18 protein-coding genes are annotated in these 22,557 nt (G+C 36.2%); 1 reads left to right on the forward strand and 17 read right to left on the reverse strand.

What is annotated here, in order from left to right; genetic code table 11:
* Positions 1-4 precede the first annotated feature (4 nt).
* From spoIIGA to C564_RS0106230, 16 genes are all read right to left on the reverse strand, one after another.
* On the reverse strand, positions 5-922 hold the full coding sequence (spoIIGA, locus tag C564_RS0106150; protein ID WP_018764754.1) for a sigma-E processing peptidase SpoIIGA: 918 nt from the start codon (positions 920-922) through the stop codon (positions 5-7).
* Positions 923-1,415: 493 nt separating this feature from the next.
* Entirely contained in the window at positions 1,416-2,573 is a 1,158-nt protein-coding gene (gene ftsZ, locus C564_RS0106155; protein ID WP_003199787.1) for a cell division protein FtsZ, read from the reverse strand.
* Between the two features lie 39 nt (positions 2,574-2,612).
* The gene (gene ftsA, locus C564_RS0106160) at positions 2,613-3,914 is read right to left on the reverse strand and encodes a cell division protein FtsA (RefSeq protein ID WP_003199785.1); all 1,302 of its coding nucleotides are present in this window, start codon (positions 3,912-3,914) and stop codon (positions 2,613-2,615) included.
* A gap of 401 nt (positions 3,915-4,315) precedes the next feature.
* On the reverse strand, positions 4,316-5,086 hold the full coding sequence (locus tag C564_RS0106170; RefSeq protein ID WP_003199783.1) for a cell division protein FtsQ/DivIB: 771 nt from the start codon (positions 5,084-5,086) through the stop codon (positions 4,316-4,318).
* A gap of 98 nt (positions 5,087-5,184) precedes the next feature.
* The gene (gene murB / locus C564_RS0106175; protein WP_018764755.1) at positions 5,185-6,090 is read right to left on the reverse strand and encodes a UDP-N-acetylmuramate dehydrogenase; all 906 of its coding nucleotides are present in this window, start codon (positions 6,088-6,090) and stop codon (positions 5,185-5,187) included.
* A 50-nt stretch (positions 6,091-6,140) separates the two neighbouring features.
* Positions 6,141-7,244 carry an undecaprenyldiphospho-muramoylpentapeptide beta-N-acetylglucosaminyltransferase gene (gene murG / locus C564_RS0106180; RefSeq protein WP_003199778.1) on the reverse strand — a complete coding sequence of 368 codons (1,104 nt, stop codon included), beginning with the start codon at positions 7,242-7,244 and terminating at the stop codon, positions 6,141-6,143.
* Between the two features lie 107 nt (positions 7,245-7,351).
* On the reverse strand, positions 7,352-8,449 hold the full coding sequence (gene spoVE / locus C564_RS0106185; protein WP_018764756.1) for a stage V sporulation protein E: 1,098 nt from the start codon (positions 8,447-8,449) through the stop codon (positions 7,352-7,354).
* Positions 8,450-8,533: 84 nt separating this feature from the next.
* A complete protein-coding gene (murD, locus tag C564_RS0106190; RefSeq protein ID WP_003199773.1) occupies positions 8,534-9,886 on the reverse strand; it encodes a UDP-N-acetylmuramoyl-L-alanine--D-glutamate ligase in 1,353 nt (450 codons plus the stop codon).
* The gene (mraY, locus tag C564_RS0106195; RefSeq protein ID WP_018764757.1) at positions 9,887-10,861 is read right to left on the reverse strand and encodes a phospho-N-acetylmuramoyl-pentapeptide-transferase; all 975 of its coding nucleotides are present in this window, start codon (positions 10,859-10,861) and stop codon (positions 9,887-9,889) included. It lies immediately after the preceding gene.
* A gap of 22 nt (positions 10,862-10,883) precedes the next feature.
* Positions 10,884-12,359: a UDP-N-acetylmuramoyl-L-alanyl-D-glutamate--2,6-diaminopimelate ligase gene (locus C564_RS0106200; RefSeq protein ID WP_018764758.1), complete on the reverse strand. Its 1,476-nt coding sequence runs from the start codon at positions 12,357-12,359 to the stop codon at positions 10,884-10,886.
* 282 nt (positions 12,360-12,641) lie between these two features.
* Entirely contained in the window at positions 12,642-14,558 is a 1,917-nt protein-coding gene (locus C564_RS0106205; RefSeq protein WP_003208238.1) for a stage V sporulation protein D, read from the reverse strand.
* A gap of 100 nt (positions 14,559-14,658) precedes the next feature.
* A complete protein-coding gene (locus tag C564_RS0106210; protein ID WP_018764759.1) occupies positions 14,659-16,806 on the reverse strand; it encodes a penicillin-binding protein in 2,148 nt (715 codons plus the stop codon).
* 21 nt (positions 16,807-16,827) lie between these two features.
* Positions 16,828-17,196 (reverse strand): cell division protein FtsL, encoded by a 369-nt coding sequence (gene ftsL / locus C564_RS0106215; RefSeq protein WP_006095779.1) that lies wholly within the window; start codon positions 17,194-17,196, stop codon positions 16,828-16,830.
* A gap of 15 nt (positions 17,197-17,211) precedes the next feature.
* A complete protein-coding gene (gene rsmH / locus C564_RS0106220; RefSeq protein ID WP_026008476.1) occupies positions 17,212-18,144 on the reverse strand; it encodes a 16S rRNA (cytosine(1402)-N(4))-methyltransferase RsmH in 933 nt (310 codons plus the stop codon).
* Positions 18,145-18,514: 370 nt separating this feature from the next.
* Positions 18,515-20,131 carry a bacillithiol biosynthesis cysteine-adding enzyme BshC gene (bshC, locus tag C564_RS0106225; RefSeq protein WP_003199757.1) on the reverse strand — a complete coding sequence of 539 codons (1,617 nt, stop codon included), beginning with the start codon at positions 20,129-20,131 and terminating at the stop codon, positions 18,515-18,517.
* A gap of 79 nt (positions 20,132-20,210) precedes the next feature.
* Positions 20,211-21,098 carry a 2-dehydropantoate 2-reductase gene (locus C564_RS0106230; protein ID WP_026008477.1) on the reverse strand — a complete coding sequence of 296 codons (888 nt, stop codon included), beginning with the start codon at positions 21,096-21,098 and terminating at the stop codon, positions 20,211-20,213.
* Between the two features lie 306 nt (positions 21,099-21,404).
* Here C564_RS0106230 and C564_RS0106235 point away from each other — a divergent pair, with 306 nt between their 5' ends.
* Complete coding sequence (locus C564_RS0106235) at positions 21,405-21,878, forward strand: N-acetyltransferase (protein ID WP_003199752.1); 474 nt, start codon at positions 21,405-21,407, stop codon at positions 21,876-21,878.
* 28 nt (positions 21,879-21,906) lie between these two features.
* Here C564_RS0106235 and C564_RS0106240 read toward each other — a convergent pair whose 3' ends face one another.
* Positions 21,907-22,428 carry an RsfA family transcriptional regulator gene (locus tag C564_RS0106240; protein WP_003199749.1) on the reverse strand — a complete coding sequence of 174 codons (522 nt, stop codon included), beginning with the start codon at positions 22,426-22,428 and terminating at the stop codon, positions 21,907-21,909.
* Positions 22,429-22,557: the final 129 nt, after the last annotated feature.

Genomic DNA, 22,557 nt, shown 5'->3' on the forward strand with positions numbered 1-22,557 from the left:
ATAATTAAGCAATTGTCACTTTTGGTGATATCAACATTTTCGGATGTATAATACATTGATACTCTCCATTTGTAGATAATTGCTGTGTATTTAAGCCGATTAATACTTTATTTACGACCATATTGCTTCCTTCATGATAAATTTGAACAACATCTGGCTTAATTGCCCATAAAAATTGATGATCAACTCCTACTGCTCGAAAAGGAATTAAACGTAGTCTCGTTGCCCAACCTGAATCATTTTCTGGTATTTGTGGAATCTCTGTTTTGGAATAAATTTGTTCTATTAACCATGTTGGTAAACAATGCTCTAATGATGAAATATGCATAATCATTACCGGTGTTTTTGTTATAGGGTCATGAAGCTGATTTCCACTATCAATCAAGCCATCTAGTTTAATTTCATTTTCAACTAATCTAATATTCACTTGTACAATTTGGTCATAATGAATCTTAGTCACTTCCACATTTTCAATACGTTTTTTTGAAAAGTAATAAATAATCGGAAATCCTAAAATCACAAACATCCAACTTACTGGATCACCATAAGACATTGCTTTCGCCTGAACTAATCCATCTACCATGTCATTCGTTTGTAGGAAAAAATGAGTTCCAATTAATCCTCCTCCTACCATAAATGTTACAAAATAAAAGGTAAAAACAATCTGTGTATAATCTCTAAAAGTAGAAAATCCAAATGCTGTATACACAATAAGTAACGAATACAATAATTTCATAATTGGGTGTGTCATCATAGAAGCAAAAGGAGTAAAGGCAAAAATAACAATTGTAGAACCAATAAATGTCCCTAGCACAAGCCTCCATCTTTTGATCTTCTTTTTCAACACAGTTGCTGTTAATAAAAGCAAAAGAAAATCAATGCAGGCGTTTAACAACCAAACAACGTCGGCGTAAACAACCAAACAATTCACCTCTTTTTTTAAGTTGAGACTAGTATAAAGCATATCCAATAGGAAAGTGTGTCAATTTGCGGAGGGGTTTTTTTGTTATTTTGTGGTTTCTAGACATAATCTGTCGTGAGGTATATATTGTGAGCTTTCTAATAATAAATTCTTCGGTTCCCTTCATCTATTTTTCTTACTTTCTATAATTTAGATGATGGTCTTACTATATAAATACAAATTGAAAAAACGACATAAAACCTTTCTTTTTAAGTGAAAGAATGCATCCGGCCATGCATAGAAGCGGTCAGATTAATCCTTTTCCTGCCATATGCAAGTTAAAACAAAGAGAGAAACGAGTGCTGGTCACCTTTTGTTCTTCGTAACAGCGACTTGTACGTTGAAAAATCAAAATGAATTTATATATTTATGAATAGCGAGATAAGTTTTTTTATTTTAAAATATTTAAGGTTGTGTAATAAAAAAGAAAGGAGCCCTGAGGCTCCTTTCTTTTTTATCGTCTACGACGGTTACGTAAAAATGCTGGAATATCGATATCATCTGAATCTGTATTACGATCATGTACAATAGACTCTTCACGTTTCACTTCGCGTTTTACTTCACGTTGTTTTTGTGGCTGTGCTGTTGGTTGTTGCTGTTGCGCGTGATTTGTAGTCGCCGTTGAACGTACAAATGTTTTTGGCGGCTGAACTGTAACACTATCATCAAAACCAGTTGCAATTACAGTAACAACAATTTCATCTTTTAAACTCTCATTAATTACAGAACCGAAAATCATATTCACTTCTGGATCTGAAGCTGAAGCAACGATATCTGCCGCTTCTTGCACTTCATATAAACTTAAGTTTGTGCCCCCAGTAATATTCATAAGAACACCTTGTGCACCATCGATAGATGTTTCTAATAACGGACTAGAAATTGCACGTTTTGCTGCTTCTGCTGCACGGTTTTCACCAGTTCCAACACCAATACCCATTAATGCAGAACCTTTATTAGACATAATTGTTTTTACGTCTGCAAAGTCTAAGTTAATGAGACCAGGTGTAGCAATTAAATCGGAAATACCTTGTACACCTTGTCGTAATACGTTATCCGCTTCGCGGAACGCTTCAAGCATTGGTGTATTTTTATCTACAATTTCTAAAATACGATCATTCGGTATAACAATGATTGTATCTACATTATCTTTAAATGCTGTAATCCCAGATATAGCTTGCGTCGCACGTTTGCGACCTTCGAATGTAAATGGACGTGTTACAACACCAACTGTTAACGCGCCTAGTTCTTTTGCGATTTGTGCAATAACTGGAGCTGCACCCGTACCAGTTCCACCGCCCATACCAGCTGTTACAAAGACCATATCTGCACCACGAAGTGCTTCTTGGATTTGTTCTTTACTTTCTTCAGCGGCTTTTTTCCCTACCTCAGGATTTGCGCCGGCACCAAGTCCACGCGTTAATTTTCCGCCAATTTGCATTTTCGTTTCAGCTTTTGATAAATTTAATGCTTGCGCATCAGTGTTCACAGCAATGAAATCCACACCTTGTACACCGTGCTCAATCATACGGTTTACAGCGTTATTTCCGCCACCGCCGACACCGATAACTTTTATGCTCGCTAATTGATCTTGAGTAGTATCAAACTCTAACATGTCGAAATCCCCCTAGAACCTCATTTTTCGTGTGCAATTTTAATCCCATAAATAGCGGAATACACGTTTTACTTTTGACATCATACGCTCATTGTCTTCATTATTTTTGCTTTGCTTACGCGTTGTTTGTTTTACAGGTTGCTGCTGTACCGGCATTGGTGCTGGTACAGGTTCAAAATGCTCTTCCTTTTCCTGAACATTTTTTCCGCGCAATTTCGCTTTTTGATAAGAATGTTTAATTAATCCGACTCCAATTGTATACTGTGGTTCACGAACGCCAATATAATCTGGAGTGGCTATACGAACATTTTCATGTAAAATATCATATGCAAGATCAAGAACACCCGGCATAGAAGCAATCCCACCAGTAAGTACATAACCAGACGCTACTTGTTTTACTCCTAGCTTCCGGACCTCTTCTTGAACAAACATCAAGATTTCCTCTACACGTGCCTCAATAATATCAGATAACTCTAGTTGTGAATATTGTTCTGTTTGATCGCTTCCCATAATAGGAACCGTAAACACTTCTTCTTCAGATGCAGTATCATAAAAAGCATGTCCATATTTCAGCTTAATTTGATCCGCACTTTCAGTTGAAGTTTTAAGTCCTATAGCGATATCCTTCGTTATATGATCTCCACCTAAAGGCAATACACTTGTTGCTTGTAACTCTCCATCTTGAAAAATCGATAAGGTTGTAGATCCTCCGCCAATATCAACAAGGGCTACACCTCTATTTTTCTCATCAGAAGATAAAGCAACCGTTGCAGCTGCTAAAGGTTGCAGACAAATATCAACAATTTCAAGGCCCGCTTTTTCCACACAACGTAGTAAATTATGTAATAACGTTCTTGAGCCTGTAATTAACGTGCCTTCCATTTCTAATCTTACACCAATCATCCCGCGTGGATCGTTAATCTCATCAAGACCGTCTACTATGAATTGTCGAGGCACCACATCAATAAATTCACGTTCAGGAGCAATTGATACAACTTGTGCTGCATCCAGAACGCGTAAGACATCTTCATTTCCAATTTCACGATCTTCATTTGAAACAGCGACAACTCCGTGACAAGGAAGAAGCTGCACCTGATTTGCATTCACACCTACAACAACTTGTTCAATGTGAATTCCTACCATACGCTCAGCTTGTTCAATTGCTTTTTTGATTGATCGAACAGTTTCGTCTATGTCAACTATGGAGCCCTTTTTCAAACCATTTGATTTTACGTTTCCAACACCAATAATGTTTAAACCATCATTAACCATTTCACCAATGATGACTTTAACATTGGATGTACCGATGTCAAGACTAACATATATTTCATTGCTGTTCATTCTTTGGCACCTCCTTCTTTATTTATACCATACAGGTCAATATATGGAACAACAATCGCAGCTTTACTATTTATAAGAAAAATATTCAACGTCTTTATGCGTTTCCCTTTTTTAACCCTATATTTTTCTTATTTTTATTTAACATTCACTTATTGCAATCACAGTAATCTGTGAATGACTGCTTTATCTTTGAAATAACTCGATTTCAAATGCAAAGATTATCGCCAAATATAAGTCTACACTAAGATGTACTCATAGAAAAGCTAAACTTGTACCAATCCTAGCATGAATCGAAGAAAATCTAGTTATTTTTCACCAAATTAATCATAATTGTAATGAAATTTACACATAGAAAAACACACTTGTCGTTATTGTATTTGAAAAGAAATAAAACTACTACTCTACTGCTTTTTTTCTTCATTATCTAAATATTTAAAGTATGCGCCAACTTCTAAATCAATTAGGGCTTTTCTACCCGACTCTATATTTTTTATAATAAGTGGATATGCTTCCATACGCTTCGCAAAATCTTGTATAGTTGTACTCACTTCATAACCTTCATTCATATACAAAGTAAGATGGTCTTCATTTGAATTCGTTGGAGCATAATGAATTTCAGAAATAGATCTGAGAATAGTCGGAGTTAATTTTTCTAGCTCTTCAATTAACTCTTTCATTTTCTCTTCTTTAAATGGTTCAAAAATCGGAGCTGCGACAGGTAATTTCCCGTTCGGAAGCACGTCAAGTGTTTTACCATTTTCTAGAAGTGGCTGTAACTTTCCACCTTTGTTTATATAACCTATCGTTACATACTCTTCAATGTGAATGTCAATTTTATTTGGAAAACGTTTTTTGACATTTACTTTCTTAATTTCATTTCGTTTTGTTAAATTCTCTTCAGCCTTATGTGCTGTCACTCGAAAATAACTCGTGTCATATGTAACTCCAGATTCCTTCATGACTTGTTCATCTGTCATATAATGATTTCCTAGAACACTTATCTTTTTTATATTACTAAGTGGAGACCGAAAATAAATTAAAAAAAGTACTAATAAAAATAAAATCGATACATATAAAATTAATCTCTGATTGACAGGTTTTTTATTCTTCTTTTTTTGATTCTTTAGTTTTGGTACACGATCTTGTAGTTTAATCACTTTACTATTTTTCATGTACGATCCCCCTATGTAACATAAAGAACGGCATGTTACGCATGCCGTTCTTATCTTCTTATTATACCATAAATGATAATGAGCGGAACAAACAACAGCTATCTTCCGATAATTTCCACTTCTGTATACATATCTACACCAAATTTTTCTTTAATTGTTTTTTTGACAAATGCAATTAAATCCAGCACATCTTGTGCTGATGCAGATCCTGCATTGACAATAAAGTTTCCATGCATTTCGGAAATTTTCGCACCGCCAATTTGATGACCACGTAGACCTGCCTTTTCGACTAAATCTCCAGCGAAATTTGGTAGTGGATTTCTAAATATACTACCGGCACAAGGATGATTCCATGGCTGAGTTTCACGACGATAGTCTTTATTCTTTTGCATTACACCAACTATTTCTTCACGATTTCCTTCTTTCAACTGCAATTTTGCTTCTACTACAATGCCAGGACGCTTTGTTTGTAAAACAGAAGTACGATAAGAAAATCCCATCTCTTCTTTTGTTAACCACTTCATTGTACCATCTTCAAACATAATACGCGCGCTCATCAAAATTTCTGACATATCTGATTTATGTGCACCGGCATTCATATATACTGCTCCACCGACACTTCCTGGGATACCACTAGCAAACTCTAATCCAGCTAGACCTTGGCGACTAAGTAGTGTTGACAACTTAATAAGAGGATATCCTCCTCCAACTCGTACAGTAGTTCCTTCTACTTCTAAGTGATCTAATCCTTCTCCTAAACGAATTACAACACCTTCAATACCTTTATCAGATACTAGAAGATTAGAACCACGTCCAATTGCTGTCCACTTTGTGTTATATTTCTTTACTAGATCTAAAGTATTCTCCACACCAGCAACACTACTTGGCACGATTAGAATATCAGCTGGCCCACCTATTTTCATAGTTGTATAACGAGCTAACGCTTCATTTTCTAACACTTTACCAACTTCTGCTTCGATAAGTTCCTTTGCTAATTGTTTCATGATGATCTCCCCCATATTAAATCTCCGTATTACAGTAGTATGCAGGGCATTCACCTAACGTTATTTTGTACAAGTTTTTTCATCACTTCAAATAACTTATTTGCTGCATCCGGAATTCCTAACTGCGTAGCAGCTAGTTTCATGTTTTGTAATGTTTGTGTATTTAATAGAATTTCATCAATATCATGAAGAAGAGCTTCAGCAGTTAAATCTTTTTCAAGAAGCATTTTTGCTGCTCCCTTATCGACAACAGATCTCGCGTTTTTCTCTTGATGATTATTTGTCACATAAGGACTCGGAATTAAAATACTTGGTTTTCCTAACGCTGTTAACTCTGCTAATGTTGTAGCACCAGCACGTGAAACGACAAGATCCACACCAGTAAGTACCTCTGGCATATTATGAATAAACGGTTTAATGATTACATTATCCGGATTCCCTTTTTGTTTTATAGCCTCCATGACTTTATCATAATGCACTTCACCTGTGATATACAATACTTCATAATTTTTGTTACCAAATTGTTCAATTGCTGCCACAAACGCATCATTAATCGGTCTTGCCCCGCGACTTCCACCAAAAATAAGCACAGATTTTTTAGAAAGAGATAATCCAACAGAACGCTTCCCTTTCATGCCATTTTGGTTCATTACTTCTGATGCACGCGGATTTCCTGTCATGACAACTTTCGACTTTGGAAAATGTTCAGATGCCGCTTCAAAACAAACAGCTACCTTATCCACATAGCGACTTAAAAATTTATTGGTTACACCAGGTACACTATTTTGTTCATGTACAATTGTAGGAATCCCTAATTTCGCCGCCGCATAAACGACTGGACCACATACATAGCCTCCTGTACCAATTACAACATCTGGATTGAAGCGACGAATATATCGTTTACTATCTTGTACACCTTTTAGAAAACGCATCACTGTTTTTACATTATCAAGGGATATTTTCCGTTTAAATCCACTAATGACAATCGATTGAAATGGTATCCCTGCTTTTGGAACAATTGTACTTTCTAATCCATTTTCCGTACCAATGTATAGAAATCTTGCTTCAGGATGTAGTTTTTTTATTTCTCTAATTAACGCAAGAGCTGGATATATATGACCTCCCGTGCCACCACCACTAACTAATACTCGCACTACAAATTCCTCCGCTTCTCTGTTCTAAATTCAATTTTATATATTCATATATTTATAATATATTTTCCGTTTTCTACACACGAAAAACCCTGTCTTATAAACAGGGTTTAGTAGCGAGAATGACGACTTATATTCAATAATACGCCAACTGCCATTAGCATTAAGGTCAAACTCGACCCACCATAACTTAAAAATGGCAAAGTAATTCCTGTAACAGGCATTAGTCCTGTTACAACACCAACATTAATCATCACTTGAATCGCAATCATCGCCACAATACCTACTGCCAAAAACGTACCATATAAATCAGGCGCTCCTAATGCTATACGAATCCCACGCCATAATAACAGACTAAATAATAATAACACAAACGACCCACCAATAAAACCTAATTCTTCGGATAAAATCGCAAAAATAAAATCTGTTTGCGGCTCGGGTAAATAAAGAAATTTTTGTCTACTTTGTCCAAGTCCTAGCCCAAACAAACCACCGGGGCCAATCGCAAGTAACGATTGAATAATCTGAAATCCACTCCCAAGTGGGTCTGACCACGGATCCAAATAAGACGTAATACGTTTCATTCGATATGGTGCCGATGCAATTAATCCAACAAATCCCGCTACTCCTATTAGCCCTAGCATTGCAAAATGAAAAATGCGTGCTCCTGAAACAAAAATCATTATGATACATGTCCCAACCATTACTGTTCCTGTTCCAAGATCTGGTTGTAACATAATCATTCCAAATGCAACAAATACAAAACCAAGTGCTGGAAGTAGCCCCTTTTTAAAAGATGTAATCAATTTTTGTCTTTCCGCTAAAAATTTAGCTAAAAAAATAATCATCGCAAATTTCATAAATTCTGACGGTTGAATCGAAAATGCTCCAATCCCAATCCAGCTTCGCGCTCCCCCTCGAACAAGTCCAACTCCAGGGATTAAGACAAGAATGAGAAGGATAAAACAAATGAGCAAAATCACTTTCGAATAAGTACGCCATGTCCAGTAGTCAATTTTCATAATAAAAAACATGGCAGCTACACCAAGTACCGCAAATAATAGCTGTCGTTTTGCAAAAAAGAATGAATCCCCCATCTTATAGGAAGCCCAGACAGCACTTGCACTGTAGACCATAATCATTCCAATTGTTAACAACAAAAGTGTTACGATAATTAAAATAAAATCAGGCGTTTTCTTCATTGGCAATGAGCACCACCTTTTTTGAAGAAGCTTTTTTCTTCTATGTAACAAAACATCAGTAGGTGTTAGCCTACTGATGTTTTGTTTACTTTATATAAGTTTATGCACAGCTTGTATAAAAATGTCTCCTCTTTCTTCAAATGTTTTAAATTGATCCCAGCTTGCACAAGCTGGCGAAAGAAGAATTACATCTCCATCTGTAGAATGAGAATACGCTCTTTCTACAGCCTCTTCTAAATTATCGACACTTTCAATAATATCTATCCCTGCTTTTTCAGCTGCCCTTACTAACTTAGGTGCTGTTTGTCCATATGTTAATATCGCTTTTACATGTTCAAAATATGGAATTAAATCATCGAATTCATTTCCTCGATCAAGCCCACCTGCTAACAAAATAACAGGCTGCGTAAATGCTGATAGCGCCTTTTCTGTTGCTAACATGTTTGTTGCTTTTGAATCATTATAAAACTTACGATTATTAATTGTTGTTACATATTCTAAACGATGTTTTACACCTGTAAAGCGTTTTAATACGGCAATAATTGCCTCATTTTCTACCCCTAGCAATTTAGCAATACTCATAGCAGCTAGAATATTTTCTAAATTATGTTTACCCGGTAAAACGATATCTTGAACTTCAACGATTTTCTCACCTTTAAAATAAAGAGCACCGTCTTTAATACATGCACCATCTTCAATTACCTTAGTAGCCGAAAATAATACTTTTTGTCCTTTACTATTTGCTGATAACGCCATTACATCTACATCATCAGCATTAATTACACTATAATCAGCTTCAGTTTGGCTTTTAAAAATATTCGCTTTTGCTAAACCATACTCTTTTTTTGTACCATGATAATCTAAGTGAGCCTCGAACAGATTTAAAAATGCTGCAATTTTAGGCTGGAATGTTTCCACTCCCATTAGCTGGAATGATGAAAGTTCTGTAACAACTACTTCATTTTCTTTCGCTGCCTGCGCGACTTCACATGCTACGGTACCTATGTTTCCAGCAATAACAGGATGTTTTTGTCCTTCTTTCAACATTTCAAACGTTAGTGTTGTCGTTGTTGTTTTTCCATTTGACCCCGTAATTCCAACAAACGGTGCTTCTGAAATACGATATGCAAGCTCCACTTCTGTCACAATTGGAATCTGTTTTTCTTTCGCTGCAACCAGTAGTGGATTGGAATATGGAATCCCTGGATTTTTTACAACAAGTGAAATATTTCTTTCTAACAACTCTAGTGGATGACCACCGCATACAACGTCCATTCCTTTTGCTTGCAATTCTGCAGCTAATACATTATTTGCTAACGGTTTTCCGTCATTTACAATAACATTTGCACCTAAGCTTTTTAATAAAGTTGCTGCTGCATAGCCACTTTTTGCAATACCTAATACAAGAATATTTTTATTTTGATAGTCAGTTACAGTTTTCAATTACATCCACACCCCGATATAAATTCCTAATACTGCCAATAAAAATCCTACAGACCAGAATGTTACAACAACACGCCATTCTGACCAGCCACATAATTCGTAATGATGATGCAGTGGACTCATTTTAAAAACACGTTTTCCTGTCGTCTTAAATGAAATAACTTGAATAATAACAGACAAAGTTTCCATTACAAATACGCCGCCAATTACAACAAGTAATAATTCTTGCTTTAATAAAATAGCTACGGCAGCTATTGCACCACCTAAAGCAAGAGAACCTGTATCTCCCATAAACACTTTAGCTGGATTTGCATTAAACACTAAGAATCCAAGTACCGCTCCTACAACTGCCATACAGAAAATAGCTACGGCATATTGATCTTGAGCAACTGCAATAATGCCAAATGCTCCAAATGCAATTGCGGCTGTTCCTGATAACAATCCATCTAAACCATCTGTTAAATTGACTGCATTTGATCCACCAATAAGCATAAATAGCACAAGGATAAAATATGCCCAGTGTAAATCAAATTTAATTTCGGTTCCTGGAATCATTAAATGTGTATCAAATCCCTGCCCTTTTGCAATTACAAAAAATGCAATTGCAATAACTAGCTGACCGATTAATTTTTGTTTTGATGTTAAACCAAGATTTCTTTTTTTAACAACTTTTATATAGTCATCTAAAAAACCAATCAATCCATAACCAAATGTAACTAATAATAATAATGATACTTCCGCATTTAAATGTTTAAATTTAATTGCCATGATAAGTGTTGTCACCATCATAGACACATAAATAACAATACCACCCATCGTTGGTGTTCCCGATTTCTTTTGATGTGATTTTGGCCCTTCATCACGAATACTTTGCCCAAACTTTAACCTACGTAAAATTGGAATAAACAATGGCGAAAGGGCAACAGAAATTAAGAAAGCTACCCCAGCCGTTACTAATAAACCTTGTTCAAGCACATGTAGTCCCCCTCTCATGTTGTTACTCTTTGTTGTTTAAACGCTCAGTGATTGCCTCTTTCGCAATTTCACGATCGTCAAAATGATGTACTTCTTTGCCAATAATTTGATACGTTTCATGCCCTTTTCCAGCAATGATAATAATATCTTCTGCCTTCGCTTCTGAAACCCCATGGAAAATCGCTTCTTTTCGATCAACAATGACTTCATAATTATTTCCTTTTGCACCTGCTAACATATCATCCAAAATCGCTTGTGGATCTTCACTTCTTGGGTTATCTGAAGTCAAGATTGCGTGTGTTGCATATTCTGTAGCGACACCAGCCATAATTGGCCTTTTCGTCCGATCACGATCACCGCCGCAACCAACAATACAATACACATTCCCTTTTGCAAATTGTTTCGCTGTTGTTAACACATTTTCTAAACTATCTGGAGTATGTGCATAATCGACAATAACTGTATAATCCTGTCCCCCGTCCACAACTTCAAAGCGGCCTGGAACTCCAGTTAAATTCGTCACAACATGAATAATCGTTTGCAAAGTTACACCAGACACAAGAGTAGCGGCTATTGCTGCTAAAACATTGTATACGTTAAACTTTCCAATTAACTTCATCGTAATATTTACACTTTCACTTGGCGTAACAAGGGTAAATGTTGTTCCACCACTCGTCATCACAATATCTTTTGCCATAATATCACTATGTGTATCAATTCCATACGTAATAACCGTAGCCGCAGTACTTCTCATATACTCCTCTGCTGCTGGATCATCACTGTTTAACACAGCGTACTTTTCACGGTTATGATGATAGCTATTACCAAGCTGAGCAAAAAGAAAGCCTTTTGCATGCTTATATTCTTCCATCGTTTTATGATAATCTAAATGATCTTGTGTTAAATTTGTAAATACAGCTACATCATAATCACAACCGTGTACACGGCCAAGACTTAATGCATGTGAAGAAACTTCCATTACTGCGCTATTTACATTTTGCTCAACCATACGGCGAAACGTTTGCTGAAGTGTCAGTGCATCTGGCGTTGTATTTTTCACCTCGAATGTTTCATCACCGATTTTCATATTAATTGTTCCAATTAGCCCTGTTTTATGACCGTGTGCCCGCATAATTTCATCCATAATATGCGATGTTGTTGTCTTTCCATTTGTACCTGTAATCCCAATCAAGTGTAATTTATGCGTTGGCTGTCCGTAAAAATAATCAGCTAAAACCGCTAAAGAACGATAGGTATTTTTCACAAGTACAACTGGAACGTCAACATCAATCGGTCTTTCCGCAACAATAGCAGCCGCACCTTGCGCGGCTGCTTGCTTAGCAAAATCATGGCTATCAACCGTATACCCTTTCATACATACAAATAAGCTTCCATTTGTCACTTTACGTGAATCTGCTTCAATGGATGTAATTTCTGGATTTTCTTTTGGAACAACTGGAAAATCATGCAAACATGATACAAGTGTGTGCAACTTCATTTCACTAAACCCTCTCTACATTGTTTATTTATCTCTTACTTAATAAGTAATTCTTCCTATCCTTCATTCGCTAAAAATTGAAGAAGGAAGCATTTGCTGAGAGCCCGAAAAATCAGACTCGTTTATCAGTGCATCATATAATACCTCAGCTGATAAATTCTTTATTTTTTATGTTCAAGAGCAATATAATCTGTTTTCATAGAAAATAAATTTCTATGAAAACAGAGATTATATATTAACTCAACTTCCACCAATTGTATCACAAAACACAATCTCTGACTTTTAATTACCAAAGTAAATCCTAATTTTTGATCCTTCCTTTACTTTGGCACCAGCTTCTGGTGATTGTTTAATTACTTTGTCTCCCTCACCACTTACATCGAGCTGCAAATCTACAAGCTGCGTTTGCAAATCTTTTTTCTTCATCCCGATTAAATCCGGAACTTCTATTGTAGGTGTATCGCCCCATTTATATTCCCTTTCAACCTGCTCCTTGCGTGGCTCTACTCCCATCACAGGAAGCACATCACGAAGAATATTTCCTACAATTGGCGCAGCAACAACACCACCAAATTGAGTAACTCCTTTTGGATTATCCACCGCAACATACACAACGATTTGTGGGTCATCTGCTGGAGCAAACCCAATAAAAGATACAATATAATTATTATCTAAATATTTTCCGTCTTTTACTTTTTGGGCAGTTCCTGTTTTTCCACCAACACGATAACCATCAATATATGCACCTTTACCAGAACCTTTCGCTACAACATTTTCTAACGCATAACGAACTTTTTCCGATGTTTCCTTGGAAATAACTTTTCTTTTCTCGACCGGTGTTTTCTTTCTTACAACTTGATTATTCGATGGATCAACAAATTCTTTCGCAATATACGGCTGGTATAATGTCCCACCATTTACAGCTGCCGCTACCGCAGCAACTTGTTGGATCGGTGTAACAGAAACCCCTTGCCCAAAAGAAGTCGTCGCCTGTTCAACCGGACCAACCTTATCTAAGTTGAATAAAATCCCTTTTCCTTCTCCTTGCAAGTCAATCCCTGTCTTCTGTCCAAAACCAAAATCACGAATGTATTGGAATAACTTTTCTTTTCCAAGGCGGTCCCCAAGCTCAATAAAACCTGGGTTACAAGAATTTTGAACAACTTCTAAAAACGTTTGACTACCGTGGCCACCAGCTTTCCAACAACGTAGCCTAGCGCCTCCAACTTCAGCTGCTCCATCATCATAAAACGTATCTTTCTCCAAGTCTACTAATTTTTCATTTAAAGCAGCCGCAAGTGTAATGATTTTAAAAGTCGATCCCGGCTCATATGTACTCCATACAGGCAAGTTTCGATTAAACACTTCTGGTGAAACACTCTGAAAATCCGCGGGATCGAAACTTGGGCGACTTGACATTCCTAAAATTTCACCATTTTTCGGGTTCATCGCGATTGCGATCATACCATCTGGATTATACGTAGAATCTGCGATATTCATTTCTCTCTCTATAATCGTATTGATTCGAGAATCGATTGTTAATTTTAAATCTAAGCCTGCCTCTGGTTTTTTGAAATCATCTCCAACATTCGGCATCCTTTGCCCTTTCGCATCTGCAAAAAAGCGCACATGCCCTTTATCACCATTTAGCTCTTTATCATAATACGACTCAAGTCCCATAAGCCCCTGATTGTCACTACCAGCAAACCCTAGTACATGGGATAAATATTTTCCGAACGGATAATACCGAATGGAATCTTCAGCAATATAAACACCTTTTAAACTTAAAGCACGTACTTCCTTTGCTTTATCATGAGAAATTTTCCTTCCGCCCTTATCCAATCTTACAATGGACTCTTTTTTTGTAACCCGTTTATAAATTTCCTCTTTTTCCACACCTAAAACTGCAGCTAACTTCTCTGCAGTCTCTGCTGGTTTTTCAATTTGCCTTGGTACAACAAAGACAGTTGGTGCACTTTTATTCGTTGCAAGCTCCACACCATTTCGATCTAAAATTTTTCCTCGTTCAGGTTCGAAAGTAATATTACGACTCCACGAATCCTTTGCACGATCTGTTAACATATTCCCAAGAAAAAACTGTACGTATCCAAGACGAATATCAATAATTGTAAAAATGAGTATACCTGATATAAGTATAAAAATAAGTCGCTTTCTAACTGTTACATTCGATACACGCATATTGGAACAAGCCTCCTTTACGCCTAGCTTGTTCCAATATATGCTTGTACCTATTCGAATAGAACCTCTTGGACTTCTTACATTATGCACCTAGAACATTCTATGGCTTTTCTGCCTCTTGCTGTGGCTCAAGCGGTGGTACAAGTGTTACAGCTAATTCCGTACCTGCTTGTAACGGCGTTCCTTCCGCCACACTTTGTTCTGTCACATATCCTGTACCAGATGGCTTCAAATTAAGATTTAACGTTTTCGCTAAATTCATTACATCCCGAAGTGCCCATCCTTGTATATTTGGCATCAACGGTTTATCTCCTACTAAGAAGACTCGATCGCCCTTCAATGTTTTTTCAGTCGCTTTTGGTACCTGTTGTTTTACTTTTCCTTCACCTACTATAATCGGACGGAATTTGGCTTTTTCTAATGTTGTTTTTGCCTCTTCCATTGTTTTTCCGGTTACCTCTGGAACAACCGCCTGTTGCTCTTTCACATATTTCTTCGAATCTTTCACTTGATTCGGTTTAATTTTCAAATACTCTAAACTATTTTTCGTTACAGATTTAAACATTTCCGCGAGAGGTTGTGCCCCGTATTCATTATCTTTTAATTTCGGCTGCTTAATTGCAAAGTAAACAATTAATTGCGGATCGTCCATTGGTGCCATACCAAGGAATGAGAAAATATAGTTTTCTTTTCCAGTCATATATCCACCTTTTCCATCCGGAATTTGTGCTGTTCCTGTTTTACCACCAACAGAGTATCCATCGATTTTATACGCATTCCCTGTTCCTTTTGGTGAGGTAACAACGCGTTCTAATAATTGTCTTACTTGTTCTGCTGTTTCTTTTGTAACTGGTTGCCCCACTTCTTCTGGTTTATGCTCTAATTCCACTTTATTCGTTAGTGGATCTACAATTCGATCGATGGTATAAGGTTTCATCATTTTCCCACCATTTGCGATTGCGGTTGCAGCTTGTACAAGTTGCATCGGTGTTACAGTAGAGCCTTGTCCGAATGCTGTTGTTACCTGTTGAATCTGCTGGTCAAATACAATTGTATTTTTTCCTTCTTTAGGTAAATCAATGCCAGTCTTTTCATCCAATCCAAATTTGTGAATATATTGACGGAAACGATCTGGACCAAGTTTTTGATCTCCTAAAATTGCAAATGCAACGTTAGAAGAACGCTCAACCCCTTCATCAAATGTAATAGATCCCCAACCTGCACCATTGTTATGATCTTTTATTTTACGGTTTCCAACTGGATACGTACCTGACTGGTAATATTCTTGACCATTATATACACCTTCATTAATCGCCGCAGCTAATGTGAAAATTTTCATCGTAGACCCCGGCTCATACGCATTTGCGATTGGATCATTAAGATAGTATTGAATATCACCCTTATTTGGGTCATAGCTAGGTCGACTAGACATTCCTAGTATTTTTCCTGTTTTCGGATCTGCAACCAATCCAATTAGCATAGAAGGTTCATAGTGCTGATCAGCTGCTTTCATCGCATCTTCTAAAAAACCTTGAATCCGTTGATCAATTGTTAAATACACATTTTCTCCATTTTTCGGTGGCTTTACATTTTGCTTTCCACCATCGAGAGAAACACCATTACGATCTCCTGTATATGCTACACTTCCATTAGATGCACGTAAATACTTATCTAAACTCTCTTCTAATCCAAATTTCCCCTCCGCAATTCCTTTATCATCAGGTTTTGCATAACCTAACACGTAAGATGCGAAATCCCCATTTGGATACACTCTAGCTTTTTCTGTAACAAATGAAATACCTTGTATGTTAAGACTTGCTAGTTGCTCTTTCTTCTCTTTCGTCAAGTTCTTTCCCAGCGCTCCGAACTCTACCTGACTCTTATCTTTGTTTAAAGTGGCTAAAATTTCATCTTCACCTGTCCCAAGTACACCTGCAATTTTCTTTGCAGCATCCTCTTTATCTTTTACAGGTTTTTCACCTTTTAGTTTCGCAACAATCTTGTATGAGTTCGCATCTTGCGCTAACACATGTCCATTTTGATCATAAATCGTTCCACGATTCGCTTCAAGTACGCCATTTTTATTATGCTTGTCTTGTGCAAGTTTCTTTAAGTCTTGACCATGTACTGTTCCTGTCGCTTGAATATAAAAGAATCGGGCTAACAACAGCAAAAAGAGCAGGAGGAAAAATATCATAAAGTAACCTGCTCCTTTATTGGTATGAATTTTGTTCATATTCATCTTCATATTTTCTTCACACCTACTATATTAATGTAAACCTTTCACATTATTCGCATTAATTTCTAGCCCGTGTTTTTTTGCGATTTCTGCGATACGCTCATAGCGACTTAACTTTTCCACTTCAGCTTGTAATTCTTGGTTTGTTTTTTGTTTTTCCACAATTTCATTCTCTATTTTTGCTGCTTCCGCATCAACTTGGTACAAGCCTGCTTTATTTCCAATAAAAGCCACACAAGCATATAATAAAAAGCCAATAAAAGCCACATACAACAATTTTTCAATTCTTGTAATTTTTGTTTTCGCTTTTGGTTGTACATTTTGCTGCGGAGCTTGAGATTGTACTTGCACTTGTTCTTGCACTTGTTGTTGTTTATACTTTACAGCTAAATTTGTCATACCTCTCTCTCCTTTTTATCGTTTTTCAGCGATTCGTAACTTCGCAGAACGCGCTCGATTATTTTCTTCTAACTCTTCATCAGAAGGTAAAATCGGTTTTCTTGTAATGAGCTTTAGTTTCGGCTTAAACTCATCAGGGATAATTGGTAACCCTGGAGGAAGCTGTGGTGTTGTACTATTTCGTTTAAATGTTGTTTTACAAATACGATCTTCTAATGAATGGAACGTAATAACACTAATTCTTCCACCTGGCTTAACCATTTCAATCGCAGATTCCAGTGCCTCCTCGAATACTTTCAACTCATCATTTACAGCAATTCGAATCGCTTGGAACACTCGTTTTGCAGGATGTCCACCCGTTCTACGAGCTGGAGCAGGAATTCCTTCTTTAATTAGCTCTACTAACTCTCCTGTCGTTTCAATCGCCTTATTCTCGCGGTACGCTTCGATTTTCCTTGCAATTTGCTTTGAAAACTTCTCTTCACCATATTGGAAAAAGATTCTTACGAGTTGTTCATATGACCAGTTGTTTACAACATCATATGCCGTTAATGGGGCATCTTGATCCATCCGCATATCTAAGGGCGCATCATGATGATAGCTAAAACCACGTTCTGGTGTATCTAATTGTGGGGATGAAACACCTAAATCAAATAAAATTCCGTCTACTTCTGTTATTCCTAATTCATGTAGCTTTTCTGACAAATAGCGAAAATTACTCTTCACTGTTATAAATTGATCACCATAAGAAGAAAATCTTTCTTTTGCATTTTGAATCGCAATTTCATCTTGATCAAATGCAATTAATTTTCCCCCTTCCATTAGCTGGGATAATAAATAGGAACTATGTCCTCCACCACCTAGCGTACAATCGACATATGTACCACCTGGTTTTATATCCAAACCATCTACTGTTTCTTTTAAAAGAACTGTTACGTGTTTAAACATTGTTGCACCTACTTTTTGCAAAATAATTACGTTGAATGTCTCTTTTTCTTCCTAATAAACCACCCAATATGTCGGGAAATTAATGCTACGAAAATATGTCACATCCAACTTGGCGTCAGTGGAAATCTAATATCCACAAATCGCAGTTTCACTTTATTATATACTAAATTTTATCATTTTTTGCGGGAAATTAAATAAAAACATGTCGAAAAACACAATAATACGTTTACATTTTGTTCTATTTTGTCATGTACATGTGCTTTATTATAAATATCATACTCTCGAACGTCCTGTTAGATAATTCAGAAAAAATCACTTTACAGTTAATTCCACGTGCAAAAAATAAAATCCTGCTCCTAAGAGCAAGATTTTATAGTTTTATAATATGATGGTTCCCGTTCCAAGAGTACGATTGCTTCATTACTCGTTCAACAAAATCTAATCCAAACTGATTTAAATAATAACATATATTCCATACCCGTTCTTGCGGAGCACCTAGCGGACGGAGCGCGTATTGTAAACGGCGAAATTTATTCAGCTCTACTTCATGTTTTTTCTCAACATTTCGCTTTAACATTCTTTCTAGCAACTCAATTTGCTCTTTAATTTTCCGCTCATTTTTCTCAGCGAATTGCTGCAATCCTGGGTCTATTTTTTTTACAAACTGTTGTAAAGAAGTATGAACATCCATCATTTTCTCTGTCGCTTCTATAAACTGATTGTCAATTGGTTCTTCTATTTGGTTAGAAAGCCACTCTTCACGTAGCATATCTATGTCATTTACAAATGGATCACTCTCTTGTAATTGTAAATCATGTAAATCTGTTATAATATCGCGTTCCATATAACTAATTGTGAGTCTTGGAACAACAGGAGGCATCTGAAAACCAAGCACATGAAATACTTGCTGCAATTCACTCCAGTAAGCAATTTCACCAGGCCCTCCAATAAACGCTAATGTCGGAAATATATATTCTTGCATAAGTGGTCTTGTTACAACATTATTACTAAATCGTTCCGGACTTTTTTCCATTTCCGCTATCAACTCTTCATACGAAAATGAATAAATACCATCTTTTCCAACAAATTTCCCATTCTCTTCTTCTAACAACACACGCTCTTCATCAATTTGCATAAATATGTGCACTGCATTTGATTTTGTTTCAATAATCGGTTTATATCCTTGTTCCTTTACTAATTGCTGTTGTTTTTGAAGACTCATTTGCACTTCTTTATATCGACTTAGTATTTGTTTAAAAAAAGAAACTTCTAACTTTCTTAACGCTGGATGATGGGAATCAACGAGAATCAATCCTGAATCTACAAATAATTTCATAATAAGATGCGCAAAGAAATCTACATATGTACGAGAATTCTGCAAAGCATCTTCAACAAACTGTAATACATCCTTTGTAAAATTCGTTTCCGGATATGTTTTGAAAATTTCTTCAATCCACTTTCTACAGTCTTCTATTGAAAGATCAGATTCAGATGCACTTGCCTTTTTTGGATGACGATCATGGAAAATCGTCTTTTTTATTTTTTTATTTTTCGTTACAAACATATGATTAATTTCATCGATATCGTGGTCTTCACCAGCAATCCAAAAAACAGGAACTACACGAACTCCTAAAGTTGCTTCTTTTTCTTTTGCAAGCTGTAAAATCGAAATAATTTTATGCACAGTATAAAGAGGTCCTGTTAATAGTCCTGCTTGTTGTCCTCCAACAACAACATATGTATTTTCATCCGCTAGCGCCTCTATATTCCGAAGAGTATGCTCTCCAGCACGTAAATTAGTATTATATTCCAATAAATGTGCCACTAAGTCTTGACGGAAAAACTTCTTATCACGTAAATCATACAGACGCCGCCCGAATCCATCTTCTGTCAACGGATAATCGAAGAATGCCTGCACTTCTTTTCTACCCTTCATATAGTCCGCCACAACACCTTGTAGTGGAACAGAGATTTCTTTTATCTCCATATAATTCTTCCTTTCCTATCCTGTTCTCTCACCAATCCAAATTGTAGTCAATGTTTGATGTAAAAGCAAAGAATATCTCTTATACTTCTAATCCCTTTATTGAATTGTATAAAAATTGCAGTGTGGGAACTTGCTTTCGCTGTTTCCTAGCTTCTTCTATCGCATAGCCAATAATAGCATCAATTTCCGTTTCCCGATTCTCTTTTACGTCAGCTAACATAGAGGATGTATTACTGGATGTTGTTTCACATACATGACAAACCATTTGCCACATCTCTTCTTTTTTTTCCTCCCCTACAAGGAACATGACCTCCTGAAATATTTGCTCCATCACTTTATAAAAAAAAGGATTCGATAGTAATTCTCCGTTTTGTATACCAAATAAAGCCGTTAGTGGATTAATGCAGGCATTTATTACAAGTTTATAACTCATTGTTTGTTTCCAATCTTCTTCTACTTGCACCGAAAAATACTTTGAGGAAAAACAATCCAATAGTGCCCCAAATTGAGACCAATCACCATTTACTACTCCAAATTTCGTAACCCCTACTCCTGTATGGTGCACTGTGTATTCATTTTCTTTTTTTGCCCCATGCTCCACAATCCCCACCGCTACATTTTCACACTTTATTTCGTGTAATATATCCAGATGAGACATTCCATTTTGCAAAAAGATAATCTGCCTTTGTTCTTTTATGAAAGGAAGTATATTCGCTAAATGATATTGTTTTACAGCAATAAACGTATAGTCCATTTGTTCACCTACAATACTCTCTAATGGCGTAACATTTGGAAATACCGTTTCCTTTCTTCCCTTACGAATACAGCTTATTCCCTCCTGCATTAACTTTTCAGTTTGTTCTACCGTTCTTGTAAATAATGTAACATCCTGTTTGTTCTTTTTTAAATAAAATGCAAAAAGAAGACCAATAGCTCCCGGACCAACAATCCCAATCTTCATCTCTATCCCCTCAGAATCTCCTAACGAATACAAAGAAGAAAGATATCCTGTAATCAATTAGAAGCCTTCTGATTACCTCCCCTCTATAACTCATCCTAACATTGAGTATATCTTATTTATATTTCAACAACTAAAAGTACATTTCATAAATATATATAAATTCCCTTCATACGACTAGTGTAGCAAATCCTCAAAAAAAATACTGAAAGAAATATTCTATTTCCTTCATAAAAATGAAAAAATAAGTTATAATATTATTGAAAATATTTATACTTTTCTTTATTTTACAAAACGAGAAAAGGATGTGTTGTAATGACATTCCCAAAAGTTGAGCGCTTGCTCATCAATTATAAAACGTTAGACGAATTTAAAAAATTTAAGGGCTGTGGCGCTCAAGAACTCTCCATGTTTGAAGAGTTACAAGCAAATATTATTGAAAATGATAGTGAGTCCCCATTTTACGGCATTTATTACGGCGGATCCCTTATCGCACGTATGAGCTTGTACATGAGGAGACATGGTGAATCAAATCTTGAGATTACTGGATCTTACGTAGAACTCTCTAAACTTGAAGTGTTACCAAACTTTCAAAAACAAGGTTTTGGTCAAATGCTTGTTAATTATGCAAAACAACTACAATTTCCAATCAAAACAACAGCTCGTATTCAATCCGCTGCATTTTGGGAGAAACTAAACTTCGGGCAAATATCAACCACTGATGGCGAATTTTACATTTGGCATCCAGAAGCTAATTTGAATGCGGTTACAAATGAAGAATCCGCATAAAATAAAAACAGCTGTTATTCAGCTGTTTTTATTTTTTCACCTTTTCTAATGTTTCATGCTCATAAATGGTATCTCTTTCTTTTGTTTCTAGTACCATCACACTTCTTTTTCGATCAATATAATCAAGCAAAGTACGATACTCTTCTTCATATACAGATACACGCTCAAGAAGCCATTCCTTTTCCTTTTGTAACAATTCAATTTTTTGGTGTAATTCTTTTAATTCTTTTTCATCTTTATATTTTTGTAAGAAGTTAATAACATCGTCTAATGTAATTGATGTAGGAGAAAACTCCACCACTTTTGGTTGCCTTACTACATAATTCTCTACCTTACGAATTTGTTTTGCCTCTTCAATACGTTCTTTATACTGCTTTCTAACGTAAGAATTCCACCTAAATCCGCATGCTGCAGGTGTACGAGATAAATGTCTACCTACCTCTTTAAATGCGGAAAGCTGGGTTCCTCCTTCACGAATATGCCGGAGTACCACTTCTGCCAGAAGTAAATCTTCATCATCAGTCCATGCATCTTGTCTTGTTGTCGCCATTCCTCTAGTCCTCCTTATGCATTTTTTATTAAACATATGCAGTTACTAGAAAAGATAGAATACCAACATATAAAGAATAATACAAAAAAAAATAAACGCAGAAGAATATCTTCTGCGTTTATTTCCACA

Source organism: Bacillus sp. 105MF, assembly GCF_000374885.1.
Classification (GTDB): Bacteria; Bacillota; Bacilli; order Bacillales; family Bacillaceae_G; genus Bacillus_A; species Bacillus_A pseudomycoides.